We start from the raw sequence: 21,036 nt of genomic DNA, 5'->3' as shown, positions 1-21,036 counted from the left end.
GGAAATTGACAAAAATGTAAGTTATCGATGCGGCCGCTCCGCCCGGTAGCAGGCGGACATAAGAGACAAGGCGGAGGGGCCCCAGGAATGTTCGTGTTGAAGGACCGGGTGGCGGTCATTACCGGTGCGGCCGGCGGTATCGGGCGCGGCATCGCCCTGGCGCTGGCCAGTCGCGGCTGCCATCTGGCGCTGGCCGATATCGACGAGGCGGCCCTGACCAAGACGGCGGCCGAAATGGCGGCCAAGGGCGTGAAGGTCAGCCAGTATCGCCTGGATGTCTCCGACCCGGCGGCGATCGCCGTCTTCCCCGCCCGCGTCGCCGCCGATCATGGCGGGGTCGACCTCTTGTTCAACAACGCCGGCGTCGCGATCGGCGGCAGCTTCGAACAGGTCTCGGATGCCGATTTCGAGTGGCTGTTCTCGATCAATTTCTGGGCGTCGTGCGCATGAGCCGCGCCTTCATGCCCTTGCTGCACGCCAGCCGCGAAGCCCGCCTGGTCAATATTTCCAGCCTGTTCGGCCTGATCGCGCCACCCGGCCAGACCGCCTATGCCGCCAGCAAATATGCGGTGCGCGGCTTTTCCAATTCGCTGCGGCACGAACTCGAAGGCACCAATATCGGGGTTACCGTGGTTCACCCCGGCGGCATCGCCACCGCGATCGCCAAGAATGCCCGCATCGCCAGCGGCATCAACAATGTCGACGTCGAGGCGGAACGGCGGAAATTCCAGGCCTTCCTGAAAATGCCGCCGGAGAAGGCGGGCGAGACCATCGTGCGGGCGGTCGAGCGGCGCAAGGGCCGCATCCTGATCGGCAACGACGCCAAGGCGGCTTCCTTCATCGAGCGGCTGTTCCCGGTCAGCTACTGGAAGATCATCGGCGGCCAGATGAAGCGCTGAAGCCCTCTGCGGCGACAGGAAAAGCCCGGCCTTCGTGCCGGGCTTTTTGCTTTAAGGGACTTGCAAAGAAAATCAATGGATTAAGTGGTATTGTTTCATGCCTCGACGCTGACTTGACTCTTTCCCCACAGGGCGCGAATATAAGAACATATCAGGAACATTTATCGTCAGGCCGGCCACGGAACGATGGAACAGCAGCGCATTCTCCGCCAGGCGATCGCCCGCCTCGAAGGGCGGCGGGAGGCTTTGCCGACGCCGGAAGAGGCGCCCTGCTCCTTCGGGATCGCGGCGGTCGACGCGGCCCTGGGGGCGGGCTGGCGACCGGGGCCCTGCATGAATTCGCCAGCGCCGAGACGCGGGGGCTGGGCGCGGTCACCGGGCTTGTCCTTGGCTTGCTGGCACGAGGTGCGGGCGAGGTTCTGTGGGTCCCCACGGCGGCGGCCCTGCACCATGGCGGCTTCCCCTATGCCCCGGGGCTCGAGGCTGTCGCCCTGGATCGCCTCACGCTGGTACCGGCAAAGACCCCGGCCGAGGCCCTGTGGGCGGCCGAGGAAGCCCTGAAATGCCCTGCCGTGGCCGCGGTCATCCTGGAACTGCCCGACCAGGGCAAGGCGGCGGACCTCACCGCCACCCGGCGGCTGTCGCTGGCGGCCCGCGAGGGGGCCGGCCTCGCCTGCCTGATCCGCCATTGCCTGACCCCTCTGCCCAGCGCCGCCGCCACCCGCTGGACCATTACCCCGGCCCCGAGCCAGCCCGATGACTTCGGCGGCCTGGGCCCCCTCGCCTGACCCTTACCTTGACCAAGAACCGCCGCGGCCCGACCGGCCGCTGGACCATTGCCTGGGACCGCCATGACCAGCGCTTCGACCTCGCGACGGCATCTGTCGCTCTGGCTGCGCCGGCTTTCGACCGACCGGATCGCCCGGCGGTCGCCCGCGCCGGCTGACGCCCAGCCGCTTGCCATGATCGCCCAGGTGGGCGCCGCCCGCCGCGTGGCCGCGATGAATGACGCGGCCGCGCGCCTTGGGCTGCGCCCCTTCCTGGGCCTGGCCGATGCCCAGGCCATGTACCCGGGCCTGGCGATCCTGCCCCACGACCCGGCTGCCGATGCCGCCCTGCTGGCCGCGGTGGCCGACTGGTGCGAAGGCTTCACCCCCCTGGTGGCGCTCGATGCGCCGGATGGCCTGCTGCTGGACATCACGGGCTGCGCCCATCTTTTCGGCGGCGAGGCGGCGCTGCGCGACGGCCTGCTGCGCCGGCTGGTGGCCCAGGGCTTCCGGGCGCGGGCAGCGATCGCCTCGACCGTGGGCTGCGCCTGGGCCATGGCGCGCCATGGCCGGCAGGCCATCGTCGCGCCGGGGGAAGAAGCGGCCGTTCTGGCGCCCCTGCCCCTGGTTGCCCTGCGGTTGGCACCGGAAACCGTGGCGGCCCTGGCCACCGCCGGCCTGAAGACCGTGGGCGACCTCATGGCCCGGCCGCGGGCGCCACTGGCCGCCCGTTACGGCGAAGGCCTGATCCGCCGCCTGGACCAGGCCCTGGGCCGCCAGGACGAGCCGATCTCACCCCGCCGCCCGGTGCCCGAGCACATGGCCGAGCGGCGCTTCGCCGAGCCGATCAGCCTGGAGGCCCATGTCTTGCAGGTCATCGCCGCCCTGGGCGACCGCCTGGGCCATGGGCTGGAGGCCGAAGGCCTGGGGGCCCGGAAGCTCGAGGCCAGCCTGTTCCGCGTCGACGGCGCGGTACGCCGGATCGTGGTGGGCACCAGCCTGCCGCTGCGCCGGGGCGAGGCCATGCAGCGCCTCTTCATCGATCGCCTGGCCGGCGCGGGCGAGGATTGGGATGCCGGCTTCGGCTTCGACCTGATCCGTCTCGCCGCGCTCGAAACCGCCCCGCTCGCCCCGCGCCAGGCCGGGCTCGATGCCCGTGATCACAAGGCGGCATTCGCCGCCCTGCTCGACCATCTGGCCGCCCGCCTGGGCCCGGCGCAGGTTCAGCGCCTGGAACCGCGTGATACCCATATACCGGAACGGGCGATGGCGCTCGTCCCCGCCCTGGACCAGAACACGCCAAGGCCGGCCTTCCCGCTTGAACAGGACAGCCTGGCCCCGCCCCGGCCCCTGCGCCTGCTCGACCGGCCCGAGGCGATCGAGGCCCTGGCCGTGGTGCCGGATGGCCCGCCGTCGAGCTTCCGCTGGCGCCGTGTTTCCTACCAGGTGGCGCGGGCCGAGGGGCCGGAGCGCATCGCCATGGAATGGTGGCGGCCCGGCGGCCAGGACCTGCCCACGCGCGACTATTTCCGGGTGGAAACGGCCGAGGGCCTGCGCCTGTGGCTGTTCCGCGCCGGCCTCTACGACCGCGAACCGGGCCAGCCGGCCTGGTATCTGCACGGTTTCTTCCCGTGACCGGCGAGATCTTCGACATCAAGCCGCTGCTCGAGGAGATGCAGAAGGCGGAAAGTGCGGCCCAAGCCCCGCCGCCGCTTGCCTTCGCCGAACTGGCGGCGACCACCAGCTATTCCTTCCTGCGCGGTGCCAGCATGGCCGAGGAGATGGTCAGCCAAGCCCATGCCCTGGGCTTGGCGGCCATCGGCGTGGCCGACCGCAATTCGGTCGCCGGCGTGGTCCGCGCCCATGTCATGGCCAGGCAGGCCGGCATCCGCCTCGTGCCAGGTGCCCGCCTGGTCTTCACCGACGGCACGCCTGAGATCCTGGCCTATCCCCGCGACCGCGCCGCCTGGGGCCGCCTCACCCGCCTGCTGACGCTGGGCAAGCGCCGCGCACCCAAGGGCGAATGCCACCTGACCCTGGACGACCTGCGGGACCATGGGGAAGGCCTGAACCTGATTCTGCTCACATCCGTCATCCCGGCGAAGGCCGGGATCCATCGTTGGGCAGCACGAGATGTCGCAATGGATCCCGGCCTTCGCCGGGATGACGATATAGAGGGGATATTGGCCACCTTTCGCGGCCGGATCTGGCTGGGTGCCAGCATGCTCTATCGCGGCGACGATGCCCGCCGCCTCGCCCGCCTGCGGGAACTTGCGGCCCGGACTGGAACCCCGCTGCTCGCCCTGGGCGACGTGCTCTATCACGCGCCGGAACGCCGGCCCCTGGCCGATGTCATGACCTGCATCCGCGAGCACACCACGTTGGAGGCCGCCGGCCGCCTGCTCCACGCCAATGCCGAGCGCCACCTGAAGCCGCCCCGCGAAATGGCCCGCCTGTTCAAGGCTGCGCCGCAGGCGATTGCGGAAAGCATCCGTTTCCTGGAAGGCTGCAACTTCTCGCTGGACCAGTTGCGCTACGAATACCCGGATGAAGTCCGGGAAGGCTACGAGACGCCGCAGGAGGCATTGGTCGCCTTCGCCACGGCCGGCGCGAGATGGCGCTATCCAGGCGGTGTTCCGCCGGATGTGCAGAACGCCCTGGATCACGAGCTGCAGCTCATAGATCAGTTGAAATACGCCCCATATTTCCTGACCGTGCATGACATTGTTCGCTATGCGCGCAGTATAGATATCCTGGTCCAGGGCCGGGGTTCGGCGGCAAATTCGGTCGTCTGCTATTGCCTGGGCGTGACCGAGGTCGACCCCACGAAGGTCGACCTGCTGTTCGAGCGTTTCGTCAGCGAGGAGCGCAAGGAGCCGCCCGATATCGACGTCGATTTCGAGCATGAACGCCGGGAAGAGGTCATCCAGTACATCTACGAGCGTTTCGGCCGCGAACGCTCGGGCCTCGCCGCCACGGTCATCTCCTACCGCGGGCGCAGCGCGATCCGCGAGGTGGGCAAGGTTTTCGGCCTGTCGGAGGATATGATCGGGCGCATGTCGGGCATGCTGTGGGGCTGGAGCCCAAGGCCCGTGACGCCCGAGGAGGCGCGGCAGATCGGCCTCGACCCCGACGATCCGCGTATCGTCCAGGTTCTGAACCTGGCCCAGGAACTGATCGGCTTTCCCCGCCACCTGTCCCAGCATGTGGGGGGCTTCGTCATCACCCGCGGCCGCTTGGATGAACTCGTCCCGATCGAGAATGCGGCGATGGCGGACCGCACCGTGGTCGAATGGGACAAGGATGATCTCGATGCCCTGGGCATCCTCAAGATCGATGTCCTGGCCTTAGGGATGCTCTCCTGCATCCGCCGGGCGCTTCACCTGATGGTCGAGCATTACGGCTTCCCCGGTGTCGACATGAGCAAGATCCCCAGCGAGGAGCCGGCGATCTACGACATGCTCTCGCGGGCGGATTCGCTGGGCGTCTTCCAGGTCGAAAGCCGGGCCCAGATGACCATGCTGCCGCGCCTGCAACCCCGGAAATTCTACGACCTGGTGATCGAGGTGGCGATCGTCCGTCCCGGCCCGATCCAGGGCGACATGGTGCATCCCTATCTGCGCCGCCGGCAGGGCATCGAGAAGGTCGATTACCCTTCGCCGTCGCCGGAATTCGGCGATCCAGACGAATTGAAGAAGGTGCTCGACAAGACCTGCGGCGTGCCCCTGTTCCAGGAGCAGGCGATGCGCATCGCCATCGTTGCGGCGAAATTCACCCCTGGCGAGGCCGACAGGCTGCGCCGGGCCATGGCGACCTTCCGCCGGGTCGGCACGATCCACGAGTTCAAGGACAAGCTGGTCAACGGCATGGCGGCGCGCGGTTACGACAAGGCGTTCGCCGAGCGCTGCTTCTCGCAGATCGAAGGCTTCGGCGATTACGGCTTCCCGGAATCCCATGCCGCCAGCTTCGCCCTGCTCGTCTACATCTCGGCCTGGATCAAGTGCCGCTACCCGGATGTCTTCGCGGCGGCCATGCTGAACAGCCAGCCCATGGGCTTCTATGCCCCGGCCCAGCTTGTCCGCGATGCCCAGGAGCATGGCGTCGAATTCCTGGCCGTCGATGTCAATGACTCCTGCTGGGACAACAGGCTGGAATCCGGCATGCCCGCGGCGGCCAGCCTGCACCCGCGCCACCAGGGCATGGCGGGCGAGGTCAGGGCCACCCACGCGGTCCGCCTGGGTTTCCGCCAGGTTTCCGGCTTTCCCGAGGACGCGGCCAAGAAGATCGAAGAGGTGCGCGGTGCCGGCTTCGACAGCGTGCGTGACCTGTGGCTGCGCACCAAGCTGGCGCCAGCAGTGCTGGAGCGCCTGGCCCTGGCCGATGCCTTCCGCTCCATGGGGCTCGACCGGCGCGATGCGCTGTGGGCGGTGCGCGGCCTGCGCCGGGCGGGCGACAAGGACGACCTGCCCCTGTTCGCCGCGGCGGACAAGGCGGTGGAACCCGATGCCTTCCTGCCCGCCATGCCGCCGGGCGAACAGGTGGTCGAGGATTATCGCCACCTGCACCTGTCGCTGAAGGCCCATCCGGTCTCGTTCCTGCGCGAGATCCTGAGGCAGCGGCGGACCATTGCCAACGAGCGGCTGGGGACTACGCCCGACGGCCGCCTGGTGACGGTGGCCGGCCTGGTCCTGGTGCGCCAGCGGCCGGGCACCGCCAGCGGCGTCATCTTCATGACCCTGGAGGATGAAACCGCCATCGCCAACATCGTGGTCTGGCCCAGGACCTTCGAGAAATTCCGCCCGCTGGTGCTGGGCGCCCGGCTGGTCGCCGTGACCGGCAAGGTCCAGTCGGAATCGAACGTCATCCACGTCATCGCCGACAAGATCGAGGACCTGACCGGCCTGCTGGACCATCTGTCCGAGGCCGGCAGCGAGGTCGAGACCCTTGCCCGCGCCGACGGCGTCAAGCACGGCTATGCTTACGGCGAAGTCATGCCCAAGGGACGGAATTTCCACTGAGCACGCGAGCCCCCTCAGGCCTCCACCTCACGCAGGTCGAGCCGGCGTTCGATCCGGTCGAGCCGATCAGCTTGGCGATCGATCGTCACCTGCAATCGCGCATCAGCCTCGGCCAAAGCGACAAGATCGCGCCGGACAGCATTCAGGCCGGTTTCGACACCGGTGACACGCTGCTTGAGTTCCCTGACGTCTTCCCGCAGCGCTCCAACGTCAGTCCGAATGACTTTCAGATGTTCGAGCATGAGATTGAAGGGGTCATCCGCCATGGCCACTCTCCTGTGACCCACCGTAGGGGCATTTTGCCCTCTTTGCACCTTCCGATGGCCCGCCACGGCGGCGGCATTGACAATGAACTGCTCTCGCCTCACCCCTCTACCTGCCGACCGGCCAGTAGGAATTGGCCTGCTGGTGATCGAGGGTGATGCGGCGCGCCATGGCCAGGCGCGTTGCCGCCACGGCGCAGGTCAGGGTGGCCAGCCACATCAGCCGGCTCTGATAGCGGTCGTGGGGGTTCGACAGGATGCCGCAGATGGCGGCATTGCCGATCAGGGCGACCAGCACGAAGGCCGCCAGCCGTGCCGTCCGCCCCTCGCCCCGGTACCAGAAGAACACGGCGATCAGGGGCAACAGGGCCATCGAGGCAAAGCCCACGGGGATGTGAATCTGGTCGAATTCGGCAAACGGGATCTTGCCGCCGCGCTGGCGGGCATGGGCGAAGGCATCGAGGTCTTCGGGATGGTACTGGTCGAACATCCAGCGGGTATGCCAATGCTCGTCATTGAGGCCGTCGCCGCTGGAAATCTCGCCCAGTTGCTGGGTAAAGCTGGTCCAGGCCGCTTGCAGGTGCATCAGCGGATAGTCGCGCACGCTCTCCCAGGTGATGCGCGACAGCTCAGGCCCGGCACTTTCCCAGCCGCCGATCTTGTAGAGCGGGCTGCCCTGCCACCACAGGAAGGAATCGTTGGAGCGCAGGGTGCCGTCTTCTTCATAGAGTTCGGCCTGGTGATCGCACAGTTTGATGGTGGGATCGGGGCAGTGATCCTTCAGGTAACGGCTGGCGATGCCGTCCTGCACCAGGCGGCCGAACAGGAAGACGTCGCCGCCCGGGGTGAAGCGGAACTGGCCGTAGAGCGCATAATTGCTGACCGGCACCGACAGGGCGCCGATCACCAGGCCGGCGCCGATAAGGCCCAGCCGCCGGCCGGCGCCCAGCCGCCAGGCCGCCCCGCCCTTGAACAGCCGGGCGGCCAGCACGGCCAGGACCGAGGCCAGCAGCAGGCCCAGCAGTAGGGCCACCGTGCCGGTATGGGTCGCCGCCCCCAGGGCGACCATCGCGACAAGTCCCGCCTGGCCCCACAGGCCCCGCTCGTGCCGGCCGTCGATCAGCAGGAACGCCGCCAAGACCGCGCAAGGCGCCAGGATGTCGGGGAGGAGCTGGGCCGAATACCAGGAAATACCGGTGGCCAGCGCCAGCAGGACGGTGGTCGCCCCGGTAAAGAACGCCAGTCGCGGGCCCTCCAGGGCCAGGGTGCTCCGGCCCAGCTCGCGGATCAGGACGATCACGATCAAGCCCTGCACGACGATCGCCGGCCAGAACTGGAGGCCCAGGTGCAAGCCCTCGATGAACACGCCGTAAGGCGTCGCCCGGCCATCGCCCGGCGCATCCTCATAGAGCCTGGCGAAATAGCCGCCGGTGTCATGGAACGTGATGGGAAAGCCGTTCCAGATCGCCGGCGCCAGCAAGGCCGCAAGCGCCAGGGTCAGGGAAAGCAGGGTCGTGATCAGGCGCATGATGTTCCGGCGTGCTTTCGGCGATCGGGGCGGGACATGAGAATCGACACCGCAACCATAGACACCAAAACACGGCCGTCGTGGTCCCGTTCCCGCCACCTTGGTCACAGCCCGCGCGATTTGGCACAGTGGCCTCGAAGACATAGGGCGAATCATGGGTTCCGGCGGCCACGGCCTTGAATACATCCTGATCCTGCTGGCCGCGGCGCTGTTGGCGGCGACGGCGCTCAACCGCCTGCGCGTGCCCCCCCTGCTCGCCTACGTGGTCACCGGCCTGGTGATTGGCCCGGCCGGCTTCGCCCTGGTCCCCAAGGGGCCGGTCATCACCGCGCTCAGCGACTTAGGCATCGTCTTCCTGCTGTTTGCCATCGGCCTGGACCTTCCCCTGAGCCGGCTGACCGCCATGCGGCGCTTCATTTTCGGCCTGGGTGCTGCACAGGTTGCCGCCACCTTCACGGTGTTCGCCCTGGTCCTGCTTGCCTTGCCGCTGGCCGGGCTGGCCGGGCCCGGCAGCGGCCTGATCATCGCGGTCGCCGGCGGCCTGGCCCTGTCGTCGACGGCAACGGTGGTGCGCCTGCTGGTCGACCGGCGCGAAACGGTGACGCGCTTCGGGCGCGCCACCATCGCCGTGCTGCTGTTTCAGGATCTCGCCGTGGTGCCGCTCTTGTCGCTGATCACGGCCATGGCCAGTCCCGGCGATGCCCCGCAGGACCTGGCGGACGTCGGCGATGCCGCGCGGGGCCTGGCGATCGGTGCGGCGGCGATCGCCGCTATCCTGTTCGGCGGCCGCCTCGCTCTGCGGCCGTTGTTCCGCGTCGTCGCTGCGACCGATATCCCGGAACTGTTCACCGGCCTGTGCCTGCTCGTCGTGCTCAGCCTGGGCCTGCTGGCCCAGGTTGCCGGCATGTCGATGGCCCTGGGTGCCTTTCTGGCCGGCCTCGCCCTGGCCGACACGCCGTTCCGCCATCAGGTCGATGCGGACCTGGCACCGTTTCGCGGCCTGTTGCTGGGCCTGTTCTTCATCGCGGTCGGCATGGTCATCGACCTGGCACCGGTGCTGGACAGCCCGCTCCTGGTCCTTGGCCTGACCGCCGCGCTGATCGCCGCCAAGGCCCTGCTCGCCGGCGGCCTGGCGCGGCTGTTCGGGCTGACCCTGGCCCAGGCGGTGCGTACCGGCTTCCTGCTGGCCCAGGCGGGCGAATTCACCTTCGTGGTCGCCAATGTCTCGCGCGGGCTGGGGGTGATGGACGATTCCACCGCCTCGCTGATCTCGATCGTCGCCGCCCTCAGCCTGGCATCGACGCCGCTGGTCATCGCCTTGGGCGCGCGCCTGGCCGATCGGATCGAGGCGGTGACCCGGGACGACGCCCTGCTACCCCGGGCGAGGACCAGGTGTCCCCCTCGGTTGTCATCGCCGGCTTCGGCCGGGTCGGCCGCACCGTGGCGCAGATCCTGGCGGATCATGAGATCGCCTATGTCGCCCTCGACCTCTCGGCCCAGGCGGTGGCCGGCGCGCGCGCGCAGGGTTACGAGGTCTATTACGGCGACAGCCGCCAGCCCGCCGTGCTGCGCTCGATCGGGATCGGCAACGCCAGCCTCGTCGTCATCGCCCTGGACGATGTCGCGGCCGCCCGGGCATCGCTGCAGGCGGTCAGGAGCCTGGTGCCCGACCTGCCGGTGATTGCCCGCGCCCATGATCTGGCGGTCGCCCGGGAATTGCGCCGGGCCGGGGCAACCGATGTGGTGCCTGAAACGATCGAGGCCAGCCTGCAACTGGCGGGCCGCGCCCTGGGTGAGCAGGGCGTCGACGCCGAGACCGTGGACGCGGTCCTGGACCGGTTCCGCCGCATGGCCGAGCGCGCGGCGGATATCGTTTCATCCACAGATGACAGTGATGCGTCTAATTCTCATAAGAAGAATTAGAAAACTCATTCAAGACACTAATATTTAACATAAATTTCTAATTCTCCGCGGGCGCGGAAAGCGGCATGCGAACGACATTATCCCGGCTATCCACAACCGGCCCGCCCGCGGGCCAGGTCAGTTCCATGCCGTCGAAAGCCGGTTCTACCCCCGGGGCAGTTCGGCTGAAAGACGGGCATAATCCATGTCCCAGGTCATGTGGGTGAGCACGGCGCGGACCGGTTTCACCCGCTCGATCCAGCGCAAGGTCTGCGCCAGATGGGTGTGGGTGGGATGGGGATCGTAGCGCAGGGCGTCGACGATCCACACCTTCACCCCGGCCAGGACCGCGAAGGCCTCTTCCGAGAGGGCATTGACGTCGGTCGAATAGGCGAAATCGCCGAAGCGGAATCCTAAGGACTCGATTTCGCCGTGGACCTGGGCGAAGGGAATGACATCGATCCCGGCGACCTTGAACGGCCCGGTAATCTCGTGGCCGTCGCAGACCGCGGGATAGCCGCCGCGCCCGGCGAAGATATAGGCGAAACGGGTGGTCAGGGTGCGCAGGCTGCGCGGATCGGCAAAGAGCGGCACCCGCTGGCGCATGGCGCCGGCGATGCCGCGCAGATCGTCGATGCCGTGGCAGTGATCGGCATGGTCATGGGTGATCAGCACACCGTCCAGGCGCTTGATCCCGGCGGCGATGCACTGTTCGCGCATGTCGGGCGAAGCATCGACCAGGATGCTGGCACCAGCCTGTTCCACCAGGATCGAGACGCGACGGCGACGGTTCTTGGGGTTGGTGGGATCGCACACACCCCAATTGCCGACGATCGAGGGCACCCCGCCCGATGTGCCGCAGCCCAGGATGGTGACTTTCATGGCCCTGCTCAGGCCGCCAGGGCGGAGAAATCCGCCTTGGTGAACAGGCGGCGAAAATTCTCGGTGGTCTGCTGCGCCAGCACGGCCGGGCCGACACCGCGCACCTCCGCCACCACCCGCGCCGTGTCGGCCACGAAGGCCGGCTCGTTGCGCCGGCCGCGGTGGGGAATGGGGGCGAGATAGGGCGAGTCGGTCTCGACCAGGATGCGGTCGTCCGGCACCGTCGCCGCGATCTCGCGCAGTTGCGCGGCGGTCTTGAAGGTGATGATGCCCGAGAAGGAAATGCTGAGTCCTAGGTCGAGCACGGTCCGCGCCAGCTTGGGGCCGGAGGTGAAGCAATGGATCAGCCCGGGGAAAGCGCCCTTTCCCATCTCCTCGACCAGGATCTTCTCGGTATCCTCGTCGGCGTCGCGGGTGTGGATGATGATAGGCAGGCCGGTCACGCGCGCCGCCTGGATATGGGCGCGGAAGTTCACTTCCTGGGCCGCCCGCGGCGCGTGCTCATAGAAATAGTCGAGGCCGGTCTCGCCGATGGCGATCACCTTGGGATGGCGGCTCATCTCGATCAGGGTCTGGGCCTGGACGTCGGCCTCGGCCGCCGCCTCGTGCGGGTGGATGCCGACCGAACACCAGACATTGGGGAAGCGTTCGGCCACCCCGATCACCTGCGGCGCCTTGGCCAGCGTCGTGCCGATGGTCAGCATCGCCCCCACCCCGGCCGCGCGCGCCCGTTCCATCACCGCGTCGATGTCATCGGCGAAGTTGGGGAAATCCAGGTGGCAATGGCTGTCGATCAGCATGGGGATAAGCCTTTACGCTGCGGTCTCTTCCACATAACGCGGGAACACGCCCTGAGGTGCCGGCAGCGGCGTGCCGGGCACCAGGCGGCCGGCAGGCCCCAGGGCGGCGAAGCTTCGCGCATCGGCCGCGACGGCCAACTGGTCCAGCAGGCGGTTGCAGCTTGCCGGCATGACCGGCTGGGCCAGGATGGCGATCTGGCGGATGACCTCGGCCGTCACGTAGAGCACGGTTTCCATCCGGGCCGGATCGGTTTTCTTGAGGGCCCAGGGCGCCTCGCCCGCGAAATAGCGGTTGGCGTCGCCGACGCAGGTCCAGATCGCGCCCAGCGCGACATGGATCTCCTGCCGGTTCATGGCCGCGCGGGCAACCTCGTAGAGGCCGTCGGCCTGGGCCAGGATCGCCTCGTCCTGGGGTGCCAGCGCGCCCAGCACCGGCACCTTGGCCTCCAGGTTCTTGGCGATCATGGAGAGCGAGCGCTGGGCCAGATTCCCCAAGTCGTTGGCCAGGTCGGCATTGACGCGGGCGACGATCGCCTCGTGGCTGTAGTTGCCGTCCTGGCCGAAGGGCACCTCGCGCAGGAAGAAGTAACGCACCTGGTCAAGGCCGTAAGTTTCGACCAGCGAGAACGGATCGATCACATTGCCGACCGATTTCGACATCTTCTCGCCCCTGTTGAACAGGAAACCATGGGCGAAGACGCGCTTGGGGGTCGGGATCCCGGCCGACATCAGGAACGCCGGCCAGTAGACGGTGTGGAACCGCGTGATGTCCTTGCCGATGATGTGCAGGTCGGCCGGCCAGAAGCCCCACAGGGGCGAGGTCTCGTCGGGGAAGCCCACGCCGGTGATGTAGTTGGTCAGGGCGTCGACCCAGACATACATGACGTGCCCTGCCCCCGCCGGCACCGGGATGCCCCAGTCGAAGGTGGTCCGGGACATCGACAGGTCCTTGAGGCCGCGCTTGACGAAGCTCACCACCTCGTTGCGCCGCTCGTCGGGGCCGATGAAGTCGGGATTGGCCTCGTAATGGGCCAGCAACCGCTCCTGATAGGCCGAGAGGCGGAAGAAATAGCTCTCCTCCTCGACCCATTCGACCGGCGTGTTCTGGGGCCCGTAGCGCACGCCGTCGGGGCGCAGCTCGGTCTCGCCCTCCTGGTAATAGGCTTCGTCGCGCACCGAATACCAGCCGGCGTAGCTGTCCTTGTAGATGTCGCCGGACTCGACCATGCGACGCCACAGTTCCTTGGTCGAGGCATGGTGGCGCGGCTCGCTGGTGCGGATGAAATCGTCGTTGGAACAGCCCAGCACGCCGACCATCTCGCGGAAGCGCGCGGAATTGCGGTCGGCCAGGGCCTGGGCGGTCAGGCCCTCGCGGCGCGCCGTCTGCAGCATCTTCTGGCCGTGTTCGTCGGTGCCGGTCAGGAAATAGACCTCGCGGCCGTCCAGGCGCTGAAACCGGGCAAGCGTATCTGTGGCGATCGCCTCATAGGCGTGGCCGATGTGCGGCACGCCATTGGGGTAGGAAATCGCGGTCGTGATATAGAACTTCTGCGCGCCCGACATTCAGCACTCCAAGAGCCACCCCGTCAGGCGGCACCCTGCCGCGCCGTCCGCTCGATGAGGCCCATGGCGGCGACGAGGACTTCCTTGCGGTCGAGATTGACCGCCTCGGCCCGTCCGGCCAAGGCGTTGATCTTCTCCCATACCTCGCCCCAGCGTTCAAGCCGCGCTGCCCCGCGACCGCCTGCATGGTGCCCCCCTCGCCGCGCATCGCTTCGTCGATCTCGCCGGTGGCGGCCAGGCGCACCATCCGTGTCAGCCACAGGCCGATCAGTTCGAAGGTCAGGCGGAACAGGTCGCCGCCTTCGCGCCCGGCGAACTTGTCGGCCATGGCATGGACCGCCTTGATGTCGATCGCCTTGCGCTGGCCCAGCGGCGCGATCAGGTCGGCCACGGCCCGGTAGTGGCCAAGGCCGCCCGCCGCGGCCAGGGCCAGGGCCCGGCCCGGGCTGCCGTCGGCCAGCCTGGTCAGGCCGGCGCTGTCCTCCGGGCTGATGCCGTCCCACAGGCGGTTCAGGATGGTCTCTACCGCGGGCGGCGGCAGCGGCCGCAGGCTGAGGCGCCGGCAGCGCGAGCGGATGGTGGGCAGCAGCCGGCCCGGCGCATGGGCGACCAGGATCAGCACGCTGCGCGCCGGCGGCTCCTCCAGCAGCTTCAGCAGGGCATTGGCGGCATTGCGGTTCAACTCGTCCATGGCATCGATCACCGCGACGCGGTAGCCGCCCTCGGCCGGGGTCATGGCGAAGAAGCCGGCCAGTTCACGCACCTGGTCGATCACGATCTCGTCGCGCAGCACCTTGGTGCGCGGGTTCTCCTCGCGTTCCAGGGTAACCAGGTCGGGGTGGCTGCCGGCGGCGATGCGGCGAAACAGGGGATCGCCCGGATCGACGGCCAGGCTGGTCGGCCTGTTGCCGAACATGTCGGCGCCGCCGTCTGCCATGCCGTGGGCGAACAGGAACCGGGCGAAGCGATAGGCAAGCGTCGCCTTGCCGATGCCGCGCGGCCCGGTGATCAGCCAGGCATGATGCAACTTGCCGCCGGCGACGGCGTCCAGCAGCGTGCGTTCCGCGTCCTCGTGACCGATCAGGACGGAGGCGGCGCGCGGATGCGGGACGGTTGCGGTCTCGGCGCTGTCAGCCTTGGCCATGGCCGCGCCCGTCGATCGCCGCCAGCAGATCGGCGGCGACCGCGTCCGGCGCCTGGCCGCCGTCGATCACCACCATGCGCGCCGGCTCGGCCCGCGCCAGGTCGAGGAAGGCGGCCCGCAGGCGGGTGTGGAAGGCCTGCCCCATCCGCTCGTAGCGGGCGCCGGCATCGCCGCTGCGGGCCTGGGCCCGGCCCAGGCCCACGGCGGGATCGACATCGATCACCAGGGTCAGGTCGGGCATCAGGCTGCCGAAGGCGGCCCGGTGCAGGCTGCGCACCGCGGCGACGCCCAGGCCCTGGACGACGCCCTGGTAGGCGATCGTCGAATCGACGAACCGGTCGCAGATCACCCACGAGCCGGCCGCTAGCGCCGGCAACACGCGCCTGGTTACATGCTCGGCCCGGGCGGCCATGTGCAGCAGGGTTTCCGCCAGCGGTACCCAGCGATCGGCTGCCCCCTCGACCAGCAGGCCGCGCACCGCCTCGGCCCCCGGCGTGCCGCCCGGCTCCCTCGTCAGCAGCACCTCGATGCCGCGGGCATCGAGCGCGGCCGCGAGGCGTGCGGCCTGGGTCGACTTGCCGGCCCCCTCGCCGCCTTCCAGCGTGATGAAGCGGCCCCTGGCCACAGCGCCCGGCTCGGCCACCGTGCTCAGCTCGCGTCGCCCGAGACGAGGTAGCGCAGCGAGGAGAAGATGCGGCCGACGACACCCTGGCGCTCGACATCGCGGGCTGCGACCAGCGGCAGGTTGATCGTCACCATGTCGGGGGCCGTGATCTCCAGGCTGGCAATGACATCGCCCGCCTTGATCGGCGCCGGCACCGGCCCGTCATAGACCACCTTCACCTTCATCTCGGCGCGGGCGACCCGGCGCAGGGTGACGCGGGCATCTTCGGCCACGGTCAGCGGCACCGCCTCCTCGTCGCCCTGCCAGACCTTGGCCTCGGCCAGGGTGTCGCCCTTCTTGGCCATGGTGTAGGTCTGGAACTCGCGGAAGCCCCATTCCATGATCCGCGACGATTCCTGCGACCGCTCCTTCATGCTGGTCAGGCCGTTGACCACCAGGATCAGCCGGCGCCCGTCGCGCACGGCCGAACCGACCAGGCCATAGCCGCCGTCTTCCGTGTGGCCGGTCTTCAGGCCGTCGGCGCCCGGCACGGCGCCCAGCAACGGGTTGCGGTTGCCCTGCTCGATATTGCCGTACTTGAACTTCAACTCGGCGAACATCGGGTAGTACTGCGGGAAATCCTCGATCAGGCGCTGCGCCAGGACCGAGAGATCGCGCGCCGTCATGTAGTGATCGGGATTGGGCCAGCCGCTGGCATCCTTGAAGTTGCTGCCCTTGAGGCCCAGTTCCTTGGCCCTGGCCGTCATCTGGGCGGCGAAGGCGTCCTCGGTCGAGGCCATGCCCTCGGCGACGACGACGCAGGCATCGTTGCCCGACTGGATGATGATGCCGCGCAGCAGATCCTCGACGCTGACCTTGTCGCCGACGTGGACGAACATCTTCGAGCCTGTCATGCGCCAGGCTTTCTCGCTGACCGTGAAGGTGTCGGTCATCTTGACGCCGCCCTTGGCGAGCTTGTCGAACAGCAGGTAGACGGTCATCAGCTTGCTCATGGACGACGGCGTCATGCGCTCGTCCGCCGCCTTCTCGAACAAGACCGTATGGGTCGACAGGTCGATCAGGACCGCCTGGCGGGCAGGCGTCTCGAGCGCCTCGGCCCGGGCAAGCCCCAGGGGGGTGAGGCACAGGCCGAAGACCGTGCCCAAGGCAGCCAGCAGGCCGGTGAAATTACGCGGCATGGTTCCGGTATCCCTCTTGATACGTCGCAATCGACAGTCCCTTGCCCACCTGTGTCATAGCCGGACAAGGCCCGTCAGTCGACGATGATCCTGGCGCCGGTCTGGCCGGACGCGATGATTTGATCGAGCACGATGTCGGCCTCGTTCACGTCCTTGAGCGGGCCGACCCGAACCCGATAGAAAGTCTGGTTGTCGATCTTGGCCGTGGCCACGAACGAGCGGCCATAGCGCGCCAGCTTGTCCCGCAGCATCTGGGCATTGTTCAATTGCAGGAAGGCGCCGGCCTGGACGTAGATGTTGGTCGCCCGCACCGGCACCTGGGTGACGACGGCCGGCGGCGGGGCCGCCGGGGCGGTGCTGGGCACCAGCGTCGGCGCCGGGGCCGGCCGCGGGGCCGCGGGGGCCGGCGCCGGTGCGGCCGGACGCCCGGGTGGCGGCAGCGGGGCGGCGGTCACCGTGCCGACCGGCGCGGCGGCACCGGCGGTCCGTTCTTCCGGGGTCGTCGTGGGACGCGGCACGGTGGTGCCGGCGGGTTCGCCGCCGTCGCCCACCACCTGGACCCGCACCCGCGCCGTGCCCTGATTCTGGAAGCCCAGCAACTGGGCCCCGCGGCGCGAGACGTCGATGATGCGCTCGTTCACGAAGGGGCCGCGATCGTTGACGCGCAGGACGACCGAACGGCCGTTTTCGAGGTTGGTGACGCGGACATTGGCCGGCAGATGCAGGGTTTTGTGCGCCGCCGTCATCTCGTTCATGTCGTAGATTTCGCCGATCGCGGTCTTGCGGCCATGGAACGGCTCGCCGTACCAGGAGGCGATGCCCGTCTCGTCATAGGCGTTGTCGATCTTGGGATAGTACCAGACGCCGTTGATCTGATAGGGCCGCAAGGTCGCCTGGACCACGCCGGGGCGCGTAGTCTGGCTGGACTCGGGGCTGCCGCTGGTGCAGGCGCCCAGCAGGGCCGCCGCCAGGGCCAGGACCACGCCGGTGGAACGAAAGGGCAGCATCGGGGATCGGGAGGTCACCAGGGCGCTCCGGCTCGCGAATCGGTGGCCAGGAAGGGGCAAATACCTACCGTATTTTGCGCCTGGGGAAAGCCTAACCTCAACATCTTATCGATCAACGCTGACCCGATCACTGGCCGATTGCATCGGCGAGCTGCAGCACCGACAAGGCGAAATAGGTCGAGCGGTTCCAGTGCATGATGGTGCGGAAATTGTTGTAGACCAGCCAGTAGCGCCCCTCCTCGCCGGGATTGATCAGCGAGGCGGTCATCTCGGCGACCGGCAGGTCGCTGCCGTCGGGCTGGCGCACGCCCAGGGCCTGCCATTCGGCCAGGGTCTTCTTGACCTCCAGCCCGATCAGTTCCTTGGCCAGGCGCGGCGGCCGCACTGGGCGGCCCCAGCCGTCGCCGGCGATCCAGCCGTTCTGCTTCAGGTAGTTGGCGGCCGAGCCGAAGACATCGGCCTTGGTCGCCCAGATGTCGCGGTGGCCGTCGCGATCGAAATCCACTGCCCATTTCAGATAGCTGGACGGCATGAACTGGCACTGGCCCATGGCGCCGGCCCACGAGCCGATCATCTTCTCAGGACCGAAGCCCTCGGCCTCCATGATGCGCAGGGCATCCTTCAATTCGCCGCGGAAGAACGTGGCCCGGCGCCCTTCGTAAGCCAGGGTCGCGAGCGAGCGGACGACCGAGAACCCGCCGGTATTGGCGCCGAAACTGGTCTCGACGCCCCACAGGGCGACCACGACCTTGGCCGGCACCCCGTAGGCGACCGCGACCCGGTCCAGGATGGCCCGATGTTCGGCCAGCAGGGCCCGGCCCTTCCTGATCCGGACGTCCGAGACCGTGTTTTCGAAATAGCGGGCAAAGGTGATGCGGCCTTCGGGCTGCTTGCGATCGAGTTCGACCACCCGGTCGTTGGGGGTGACGCCCGCAAAGGCGCGGTCGACGGTGCGCCGGGAGATCCCCTCCGCCACCGCCTCGGTCTTGAAGGTCTCCAGCCAGGTGTCGAATTCGGCATCGGCCGAGGGTGCCGGCGGCACCACCATCACGCCACGAACGTCGCCGGTGCCGGTGGCGCCGCCCGGGCGCACCGGTTGCGCCGCGCAGGCCGCTAGGCCAGCCAGAAGCAGGAACAGGAAGGGGCGGCGCAACCGCCGCCGGGGCGTAGCCTCGTATCGCATCAATCGCTCGAATCGCTGTCACTTCCTGTTTGCCACAGGCTGCCTCCCGGGGCCATCGTGACGGCCACGCAATCTCCCGATGCCGATGAGCAACCGACCCCCTTCCCTGACCCAGGGGCTTGACGCCCTGATCCGCGCCAAGCCGATCGCCGCGAGCGACCGCCGTGCCGCCGCCCTGTTCGTGCTCGATGCCCTGGCCAATGCCCTGGCCGGCCGCAACAGCCCGCCCGGCCGGATCCTGCTGGACTGGGCGGGCGCGGAGGCGCGCGATGCCGCCGGCCGGGCCTTTCTGGTGGGCGCGCTGACCCATATCCTGGAAGTCGACGATCTGCACCGCGCCTCGGTCGTGCATCCCGGCTGCGTGGTGGTGCCGGCGGCCCATGCCGTGGCGGCGCGGGCGGGCCTTAGCGGGCACGATTTCCTCGATGCCGTGCTGTGGGGTTTCGAGGCGTGTTGCCGGGTGGGCAGCGCCGTGGGCACGGCCCATTACCGGATCTGGCACAACACCGCGACCTGCGGGCCCTATGGCTCGGCCATGGCGGCGGCCCGGCTCAACGCGCTGGGCCCTGCCGCCACGGTGGATGCCCTGGGCAATGCCGGCAGCCAGTCCAGCGGCCTGTGGCAATTCATGGAAACCGGCGCCATGACCAAGCACCTGCACGCGGGCCACGCCGCCAGCGCCGGGGTTCTGGCCGCCGATCTCGCGGCCCGCGGCTTCTCGGGCCCGCCGCAGATCCTGGAAGGCGACAAGGGCTTCTTCCGTGCCGCCTGCCCCGATGCCCGGCCCGACGAGGTCCTGGCACAGCCGGATGCGCCCTGGGCCCTGACCTTGACCTCGATCAAGCCCTGGCCCAGTTGCCGGCACACCCATCCGGCGATCGACGCCGCCCTCGAACTCAGCCCACGCCTCGACGGCACTGTGATCGAGCGGGTGGAGGTCGCGACCTATGGCGCCGCCATCGATGTCTGCGACCGGCCGGTGCCGACCTCGCCCTACGAGGCCAAGTTCTCGCTGCAGCACTGCGTGGCGGCGGCGCTGGGCGACGGCCGGGTCGATTTCGCCAGTTTCGAGGCCCCGGCGCGGGCGCGCCACGGCGCCCTGCGCGCGCGGGTGGCGATCGCTGCCGCCGACCCTTATGCCAGCGCCTATCCGCAAGCCTGGGGCAGCGCGGTCAAGGTGCGGCTGGGCGACGGCACGATCATCGAGGCCGACCGGCGCGACGCCTATGGCGATCCGGAAGCGCCGCTGGACGAGGCGGCCATGGTCGCCAAGGCGCGCATGCTGCTGGCCCACGGCGCCGTCGCCGACGCCGACCGGTTCATCGAGCAGGTCATGACCCTGGCCGACGATGGGCCGCTCCCGGACCTGCCGTTGCGGCAGCGTTGAAATCGGTGCGCCCCGGCCCTAGCTTGCGGCCTGGCAAGGGCGGAATGCGAGGACCGGCAACTTGGGCGCACTGATCTGGCTGGCCTCCTACCCCAAGTCGGGCAACACCTGGCTGCGCAGTTTCCTTCACCACCTGCTGGCCAATCCGCCGGCGCCGTTGCCGCCCGACGAATTGCGCAAATTCTGTTTCGCCGACGATGCCCGCATCTTCTTCGATCGCGCGGCCGGGCGCGCCACCCAGGGCATGCCGACAGCGCAGATCGCGGCCCTGCGGCCCAAGGCCCAGGCCCTGATGGCCGCCACGGCCAAGCAGTCGGTCTTCGTGAAGACCCATTCGCTGCTGGGCGAGCATCACGGCAAGCCGCTGATCAACGAGGCTGTAACCGCCGGCGCCCTCTACGTCCTGCGCGACCCGCGCGACGTCGCCATCTCGGGCGCGCATCACTATGGCCTCACCCTCGACGGCATGATCGAACGCCTGGCCAACAAGGCCGCGGCGACGGGCAATACGCCCCAGGCCGCCTATACCCTGCAATCGTCCTGGTCCGACCATGTGACGAGCTGGACCCGCCATCGCCATCCGCAGCTTCTCGTCCTGCGCTACGAGGACATGGAACAGCAGCCGACCGCCACCTTCGCGACCGTCGCGCGGTTTCTGGGCCTGTCGCCGCCGGCCGAGCGCCTGCAGCGGGCGATCGACTTCTCTTCCTTCAAGGTCGCGCGCGACCTCGAGCAAAAGCACGGCTTCAACGAGCGCAGCCAGCATGCCGACAGCTTCTTCCGCGCCGGCCGCTCGGGCCAGTGGCGTGAGGCGCTGACCCCCGCCCAGGTCGCGCGCATCGAAGCCGACCACGGCGAGGTGATGAAACGCTTCGGCTATCTGTGAGTTG

Annotated in this window: 16 protein-coding genes and 2 pseudogenes; 8 read left to right on the top strand and 10 right to left on the bottom strand. The window is 68.5% G+C overall.

Annotated elements, in window-relative coordinates:
- The first annotated feature begins 27 nt into the window (after positions 1-27).
- The 4 genes and pseudogenes from D3874_RS31960 (at position 28) to D3874_RS10345 (ending at position 6,684) form a co-directional block, all read left to right on the top strand.
- A pseudogene (locus tag D3874_RS31960) lies at positions 28-899 on the top strand (SDR family NAD(P)-dependent oxidoreductase).
- A 392-nt stretch (positions 900-1,291) separates the two neighbouring features.
- On the top strand, positions 1,292-1,687 hold the full coding sequence (locus D3874_RS10355) for a hypothetical protein (RefSeq protein WP_119778016.1): 396 nt from the start codon (positions 1,292-1,294) through the stop codon (positions 1,685-1,687).
- 63 nt (positions 1,688-1,750) lie between these two features.
- Entirely contained in the window at positions 1,751-3,301 is a 1,551-nt protein-coding gene (locus D3874_RS10350; RefSeq protein WP_119778015.1) for a Y-family DNA polymerase, read from the top strand.
- A complete protein-coding gene (locus tag D3874_RS10345; protein ID WP_233559902.1) occupies positions 3,298-6,684 on the top strand; it encodes an error-prone DNA polymerase in 3,387 nt (1,128 codons plus the stop codon). Before D3874_RS10350 ends, D3874_RS10345 begins: the two co-directional genes overlap by 4 nt.
- A gap of 14 nt (positions 6,685-6,698) precedes the next feature.
- On the opposite strand, the gene D3874_RS10340 is transcribed toward D3874_RS10345, so the two are convergent.
- Together D3874_RS10340 and D3874_RS10335 are read right to left on the bottom strand one after the other, a co-directional pair.
- The gene (locus D3874_RS10340; protein ID WP_119778014.1) at positions 6,699-6,950 is read right to left on the bottom strand and encodes a hypothetical protein; all 252 of its coding nucleotides are present in this window, start codon (positions 6,948-6,950) and stop codon (positions 6,699-6,701) included.
- A 106-nt stretch (positions 6,951-7,056) separates the two neighbouring features.
- Positions 7,057-8,475 (bottom strand): hypothetical protein, encoded by a 1,419-nt coding sequence (locus D3874_RS10335; RefSeq protein ID WP_119778013.1) that lies wholly within the window; start codon positions 8,473-8,475, stop codon positions 7,057-7,059.
- A gap of 154 nt (positions 8,476-8,629) precedes the next feature.
- On the opposite strand from D3874_RS10335, the pseudogene D3874_RS10330 reads away from it, so the two are divergent.
- Both D3874_RS10330 and D3874_RS30200 read left to right on the top strand, forming a co-directional pair.
- Positions 8,630-9,775: pseudogene (locus D3874_RS10330) on the top strand (cation:proton antiporter domain-containing protein); the annotation flags it as partial.
- Positions 9,776-9,867: 92 nt separating this feature from the next.
- Positions 9,868-10,398: an NAD(P)-binding protein gene (locus D3874_RS30200; RefSeq protein ID WP_338016702.1), complete on the top strand. Its 531-nt coding sequence runs from the start codon at positions 9,868-9,870 to the stop codon at positions 10,396-10,398.
- A 144-nt stretch (positions 10,399-10,542) separates the two neighbouring features.
- Here D3874_RS30200 and D3874_RS10320 read toward each other — a convergent pair whose 3' ends face one another.
- The 8 genes from D3874_RS10320 to D3874_RS10285 form a co-directional block, all read right to left on the bottom strand.
- Positions 10,543-11,259, bottom strand: coding sequence for an MBL fold metallo-hydrolase (locus tag D3874_RS10320; protein WP_338016701.1), 717 nt, complete (start codon positions 11,257-11,259; stop codon positions 10,543-10,545).
- Between the two features lie 8 nt (positions 11,260-11,267).
- A complete protein-coding gene (locus tag D3874_RS10315; protein ID WP_119778011.1) occupies positions 11,268-12,059 on the bottom strand; it encodes a TatD family hydrolase in 792 nt (263 codons plus the stop codon).
- 12 nt (positions 12,060-12,071) lie between these two features.
- Positions 12,072-13,622 carry a methionine--tRNA ligase gene (metG, locus tag D3874_RS10310; protein ID WP_119778010.1) on the bottom strand — a complete coding sequence of 517 codons (1,551 nt, stop codon included), beginning with the start codon at positions 13,620-13,622 and terminating at the stop codon, positions 12,072-12,074.
- Positions 13,543-14,766 (bottom strand): DNA polymerase III subunit delta', encoded by a 1,224-nt coding sequence (locus D3874_RS10305; RefSeq protein ID WP_233559901.1) that lies wholly within the window; start codon positions 14,764-14,766, stop codon positions 13,543-13,545. The genes metG and D3874_RS10305 overlap by 80 nt, the downstream gene beginning before the upstream one ends.
- A complete protein-coding gene (tmk, locus tag D3874_RS10300; RefSeq protein WP_233559900.1) occupies positions 14,753-15,409 on the bottom strand; it encodes a dTMP kinase in 657 nt (218 codons plus the stop codon). The genes D3874_RS10305 and tmk overlap by 14 nt, the downstream gene beginning before the upstream one ends.
- 5 nt (positions 15,410-15,414) lie before the next feature.
- A complete protein-coding gene (locus D3874_RS10295) occupies positions 15,415-16,569 on the bottom strand; it encodes a D-alanyl-D-alanine carboxypeptidase family protein (protein WP_119778009.1) in 1,155 nt (384 codons plus the stop codon).
- Positions 16,570-16,643: 74 nt separating this feature from the next.
- Complete coding sequence (locus D3874_RS10290; RefSeq protein WP_233559899.1) at positions 16,644-17,594, bottom strand: septal ring lytic transglycosylase RlpA family protein; 951 nt, start codon at positions 17,592-17,594, stop codon at positions 16,644-16,646.
- Between the two features lie 109 nt (positions 17,595-17,703).
- Complete coding sequence (locus D3874_RS10285) at positions 17,704-18,759, bottom strand: lytic murein transglycosylase (RefSeq protein WP_119778007.1); 1,056 nt, start codon at positions 18,757-18,759, stop codon at positions 17,704-17,706.
- Between the two features lie 85 nt (positions 18,760-18,844).
- Between D3874_RS10285 and D3874_RS10280 the strand changes: the two genes are divergently transcribed.
- Positions 18,845-20,146 carry an MmgE/PrpD family protein gene (locus tag D3874_RS10280; protein ID WP_119778006.1) on the top strand — a complete coding sequence of 434 codons (1,302 nt, stop codon included), beginning with the start codon at positions 18,845-18,847 and terminating at the stop codon, positions 20,144-20,146.
- Positions 20,147-20,207: 61 nt separating this feature from the next.
- Positions 20,208-21,032, top strand: a complete 825-nt coding sequence (locus tag D3874_RS10275; RefSeq protein WP_119778005.1) for a sulfotransferase domain-containing protein — start codon at positions 20,208-20,210, stop codon at positions 21,030-21,032.
- The last annotated feature ends 4 nt before the right edge of the window (positions 21,033-21,036 follow it).

Source organism: Oleomonas cavernae (genome assembly GCF_003590945.1).
GTDB lineage: Bacteria > Pseudomonadota > Alphaproteobacteria > Zavarziniales > Zavarziniaceae > Zavarzinia > Zavarzinia cavernae.
This window is presented reverse-complemented; position numbering and strand designations above follow the sequence as displayed.

Bases quoted from the DNA above. Each gene is read 5' to 3' on its own strand.
- D3874_RS10350 (WP_119778015.1), top strand. From the start codon at position 1,751: ATGACCAGCGCTTCGACCTCGCGACGGCATCTGTCGCTCTGGCTGCGC.
- D3874_RS10340 (WP_119778014.1), bottom strand. From the start codon at position 6,950: ATGGCGGATGACCCCTTCAATCTCATGCTCGAACATCTGAAAGTCATT.
- D3874_RS10335 (WP_119778013.1), bottom strand. From the start codon at position 8,475: ATGCGCCTGATCACGACCCTGCTTTCCCTGACCCTGGCGCTTGCGGCC.
- D3874_RS10320 (WP_338016701.1), bottom strand. From the start codon at position 11,259: ATGAAAGTCACCATCCTGGGCTGCGGCACATCGGGCGGGGTGCCCTCG.
- D3874_RS10315 (WP_119778011.1), bottom strand. From the start codon at position 12,059: ATGCTGATCGACAGCCATTGCCACCTGGATTTCCCCAACTTCGCCGAT.
- metG (WP_119778010.1), bottom strand. From the start codon at position 13,622: ATGTCGGGCGCGCAGAAGTTCTATATCACGACCGCGATTTCCTACCCC.
- D3874_RS10305 (WP_233559901.1), bottom strand. From the start codon at position 14,766: ATGGCCAAGGCTGACAGCGCCGAGACCGCAACCGTCCCGCATCCGCGC.
- D3874_RS10295 (WP_119778009.1), bottom strand. From the start codon at position 16,569: ATGCCGCGTAATTTCACCGGCCTGCTGGCTGCCTTGGGCACGGTCTTC.
- D3874_RS10285 (WP_119778007.1), bottom strand. From the start codon at position 18,759: ATGCGATACGAGGCTACGCCCCGGCGGCGGTTGCGCCGCCCCTTCCTG.
- D3874_RS10280 (WP_119778006.1), top strand. From the start codon at position 18,845: ATGAGCAACCGACCCCCTTCCCTGACCCAGGGGCTTGACGCCCTGATC.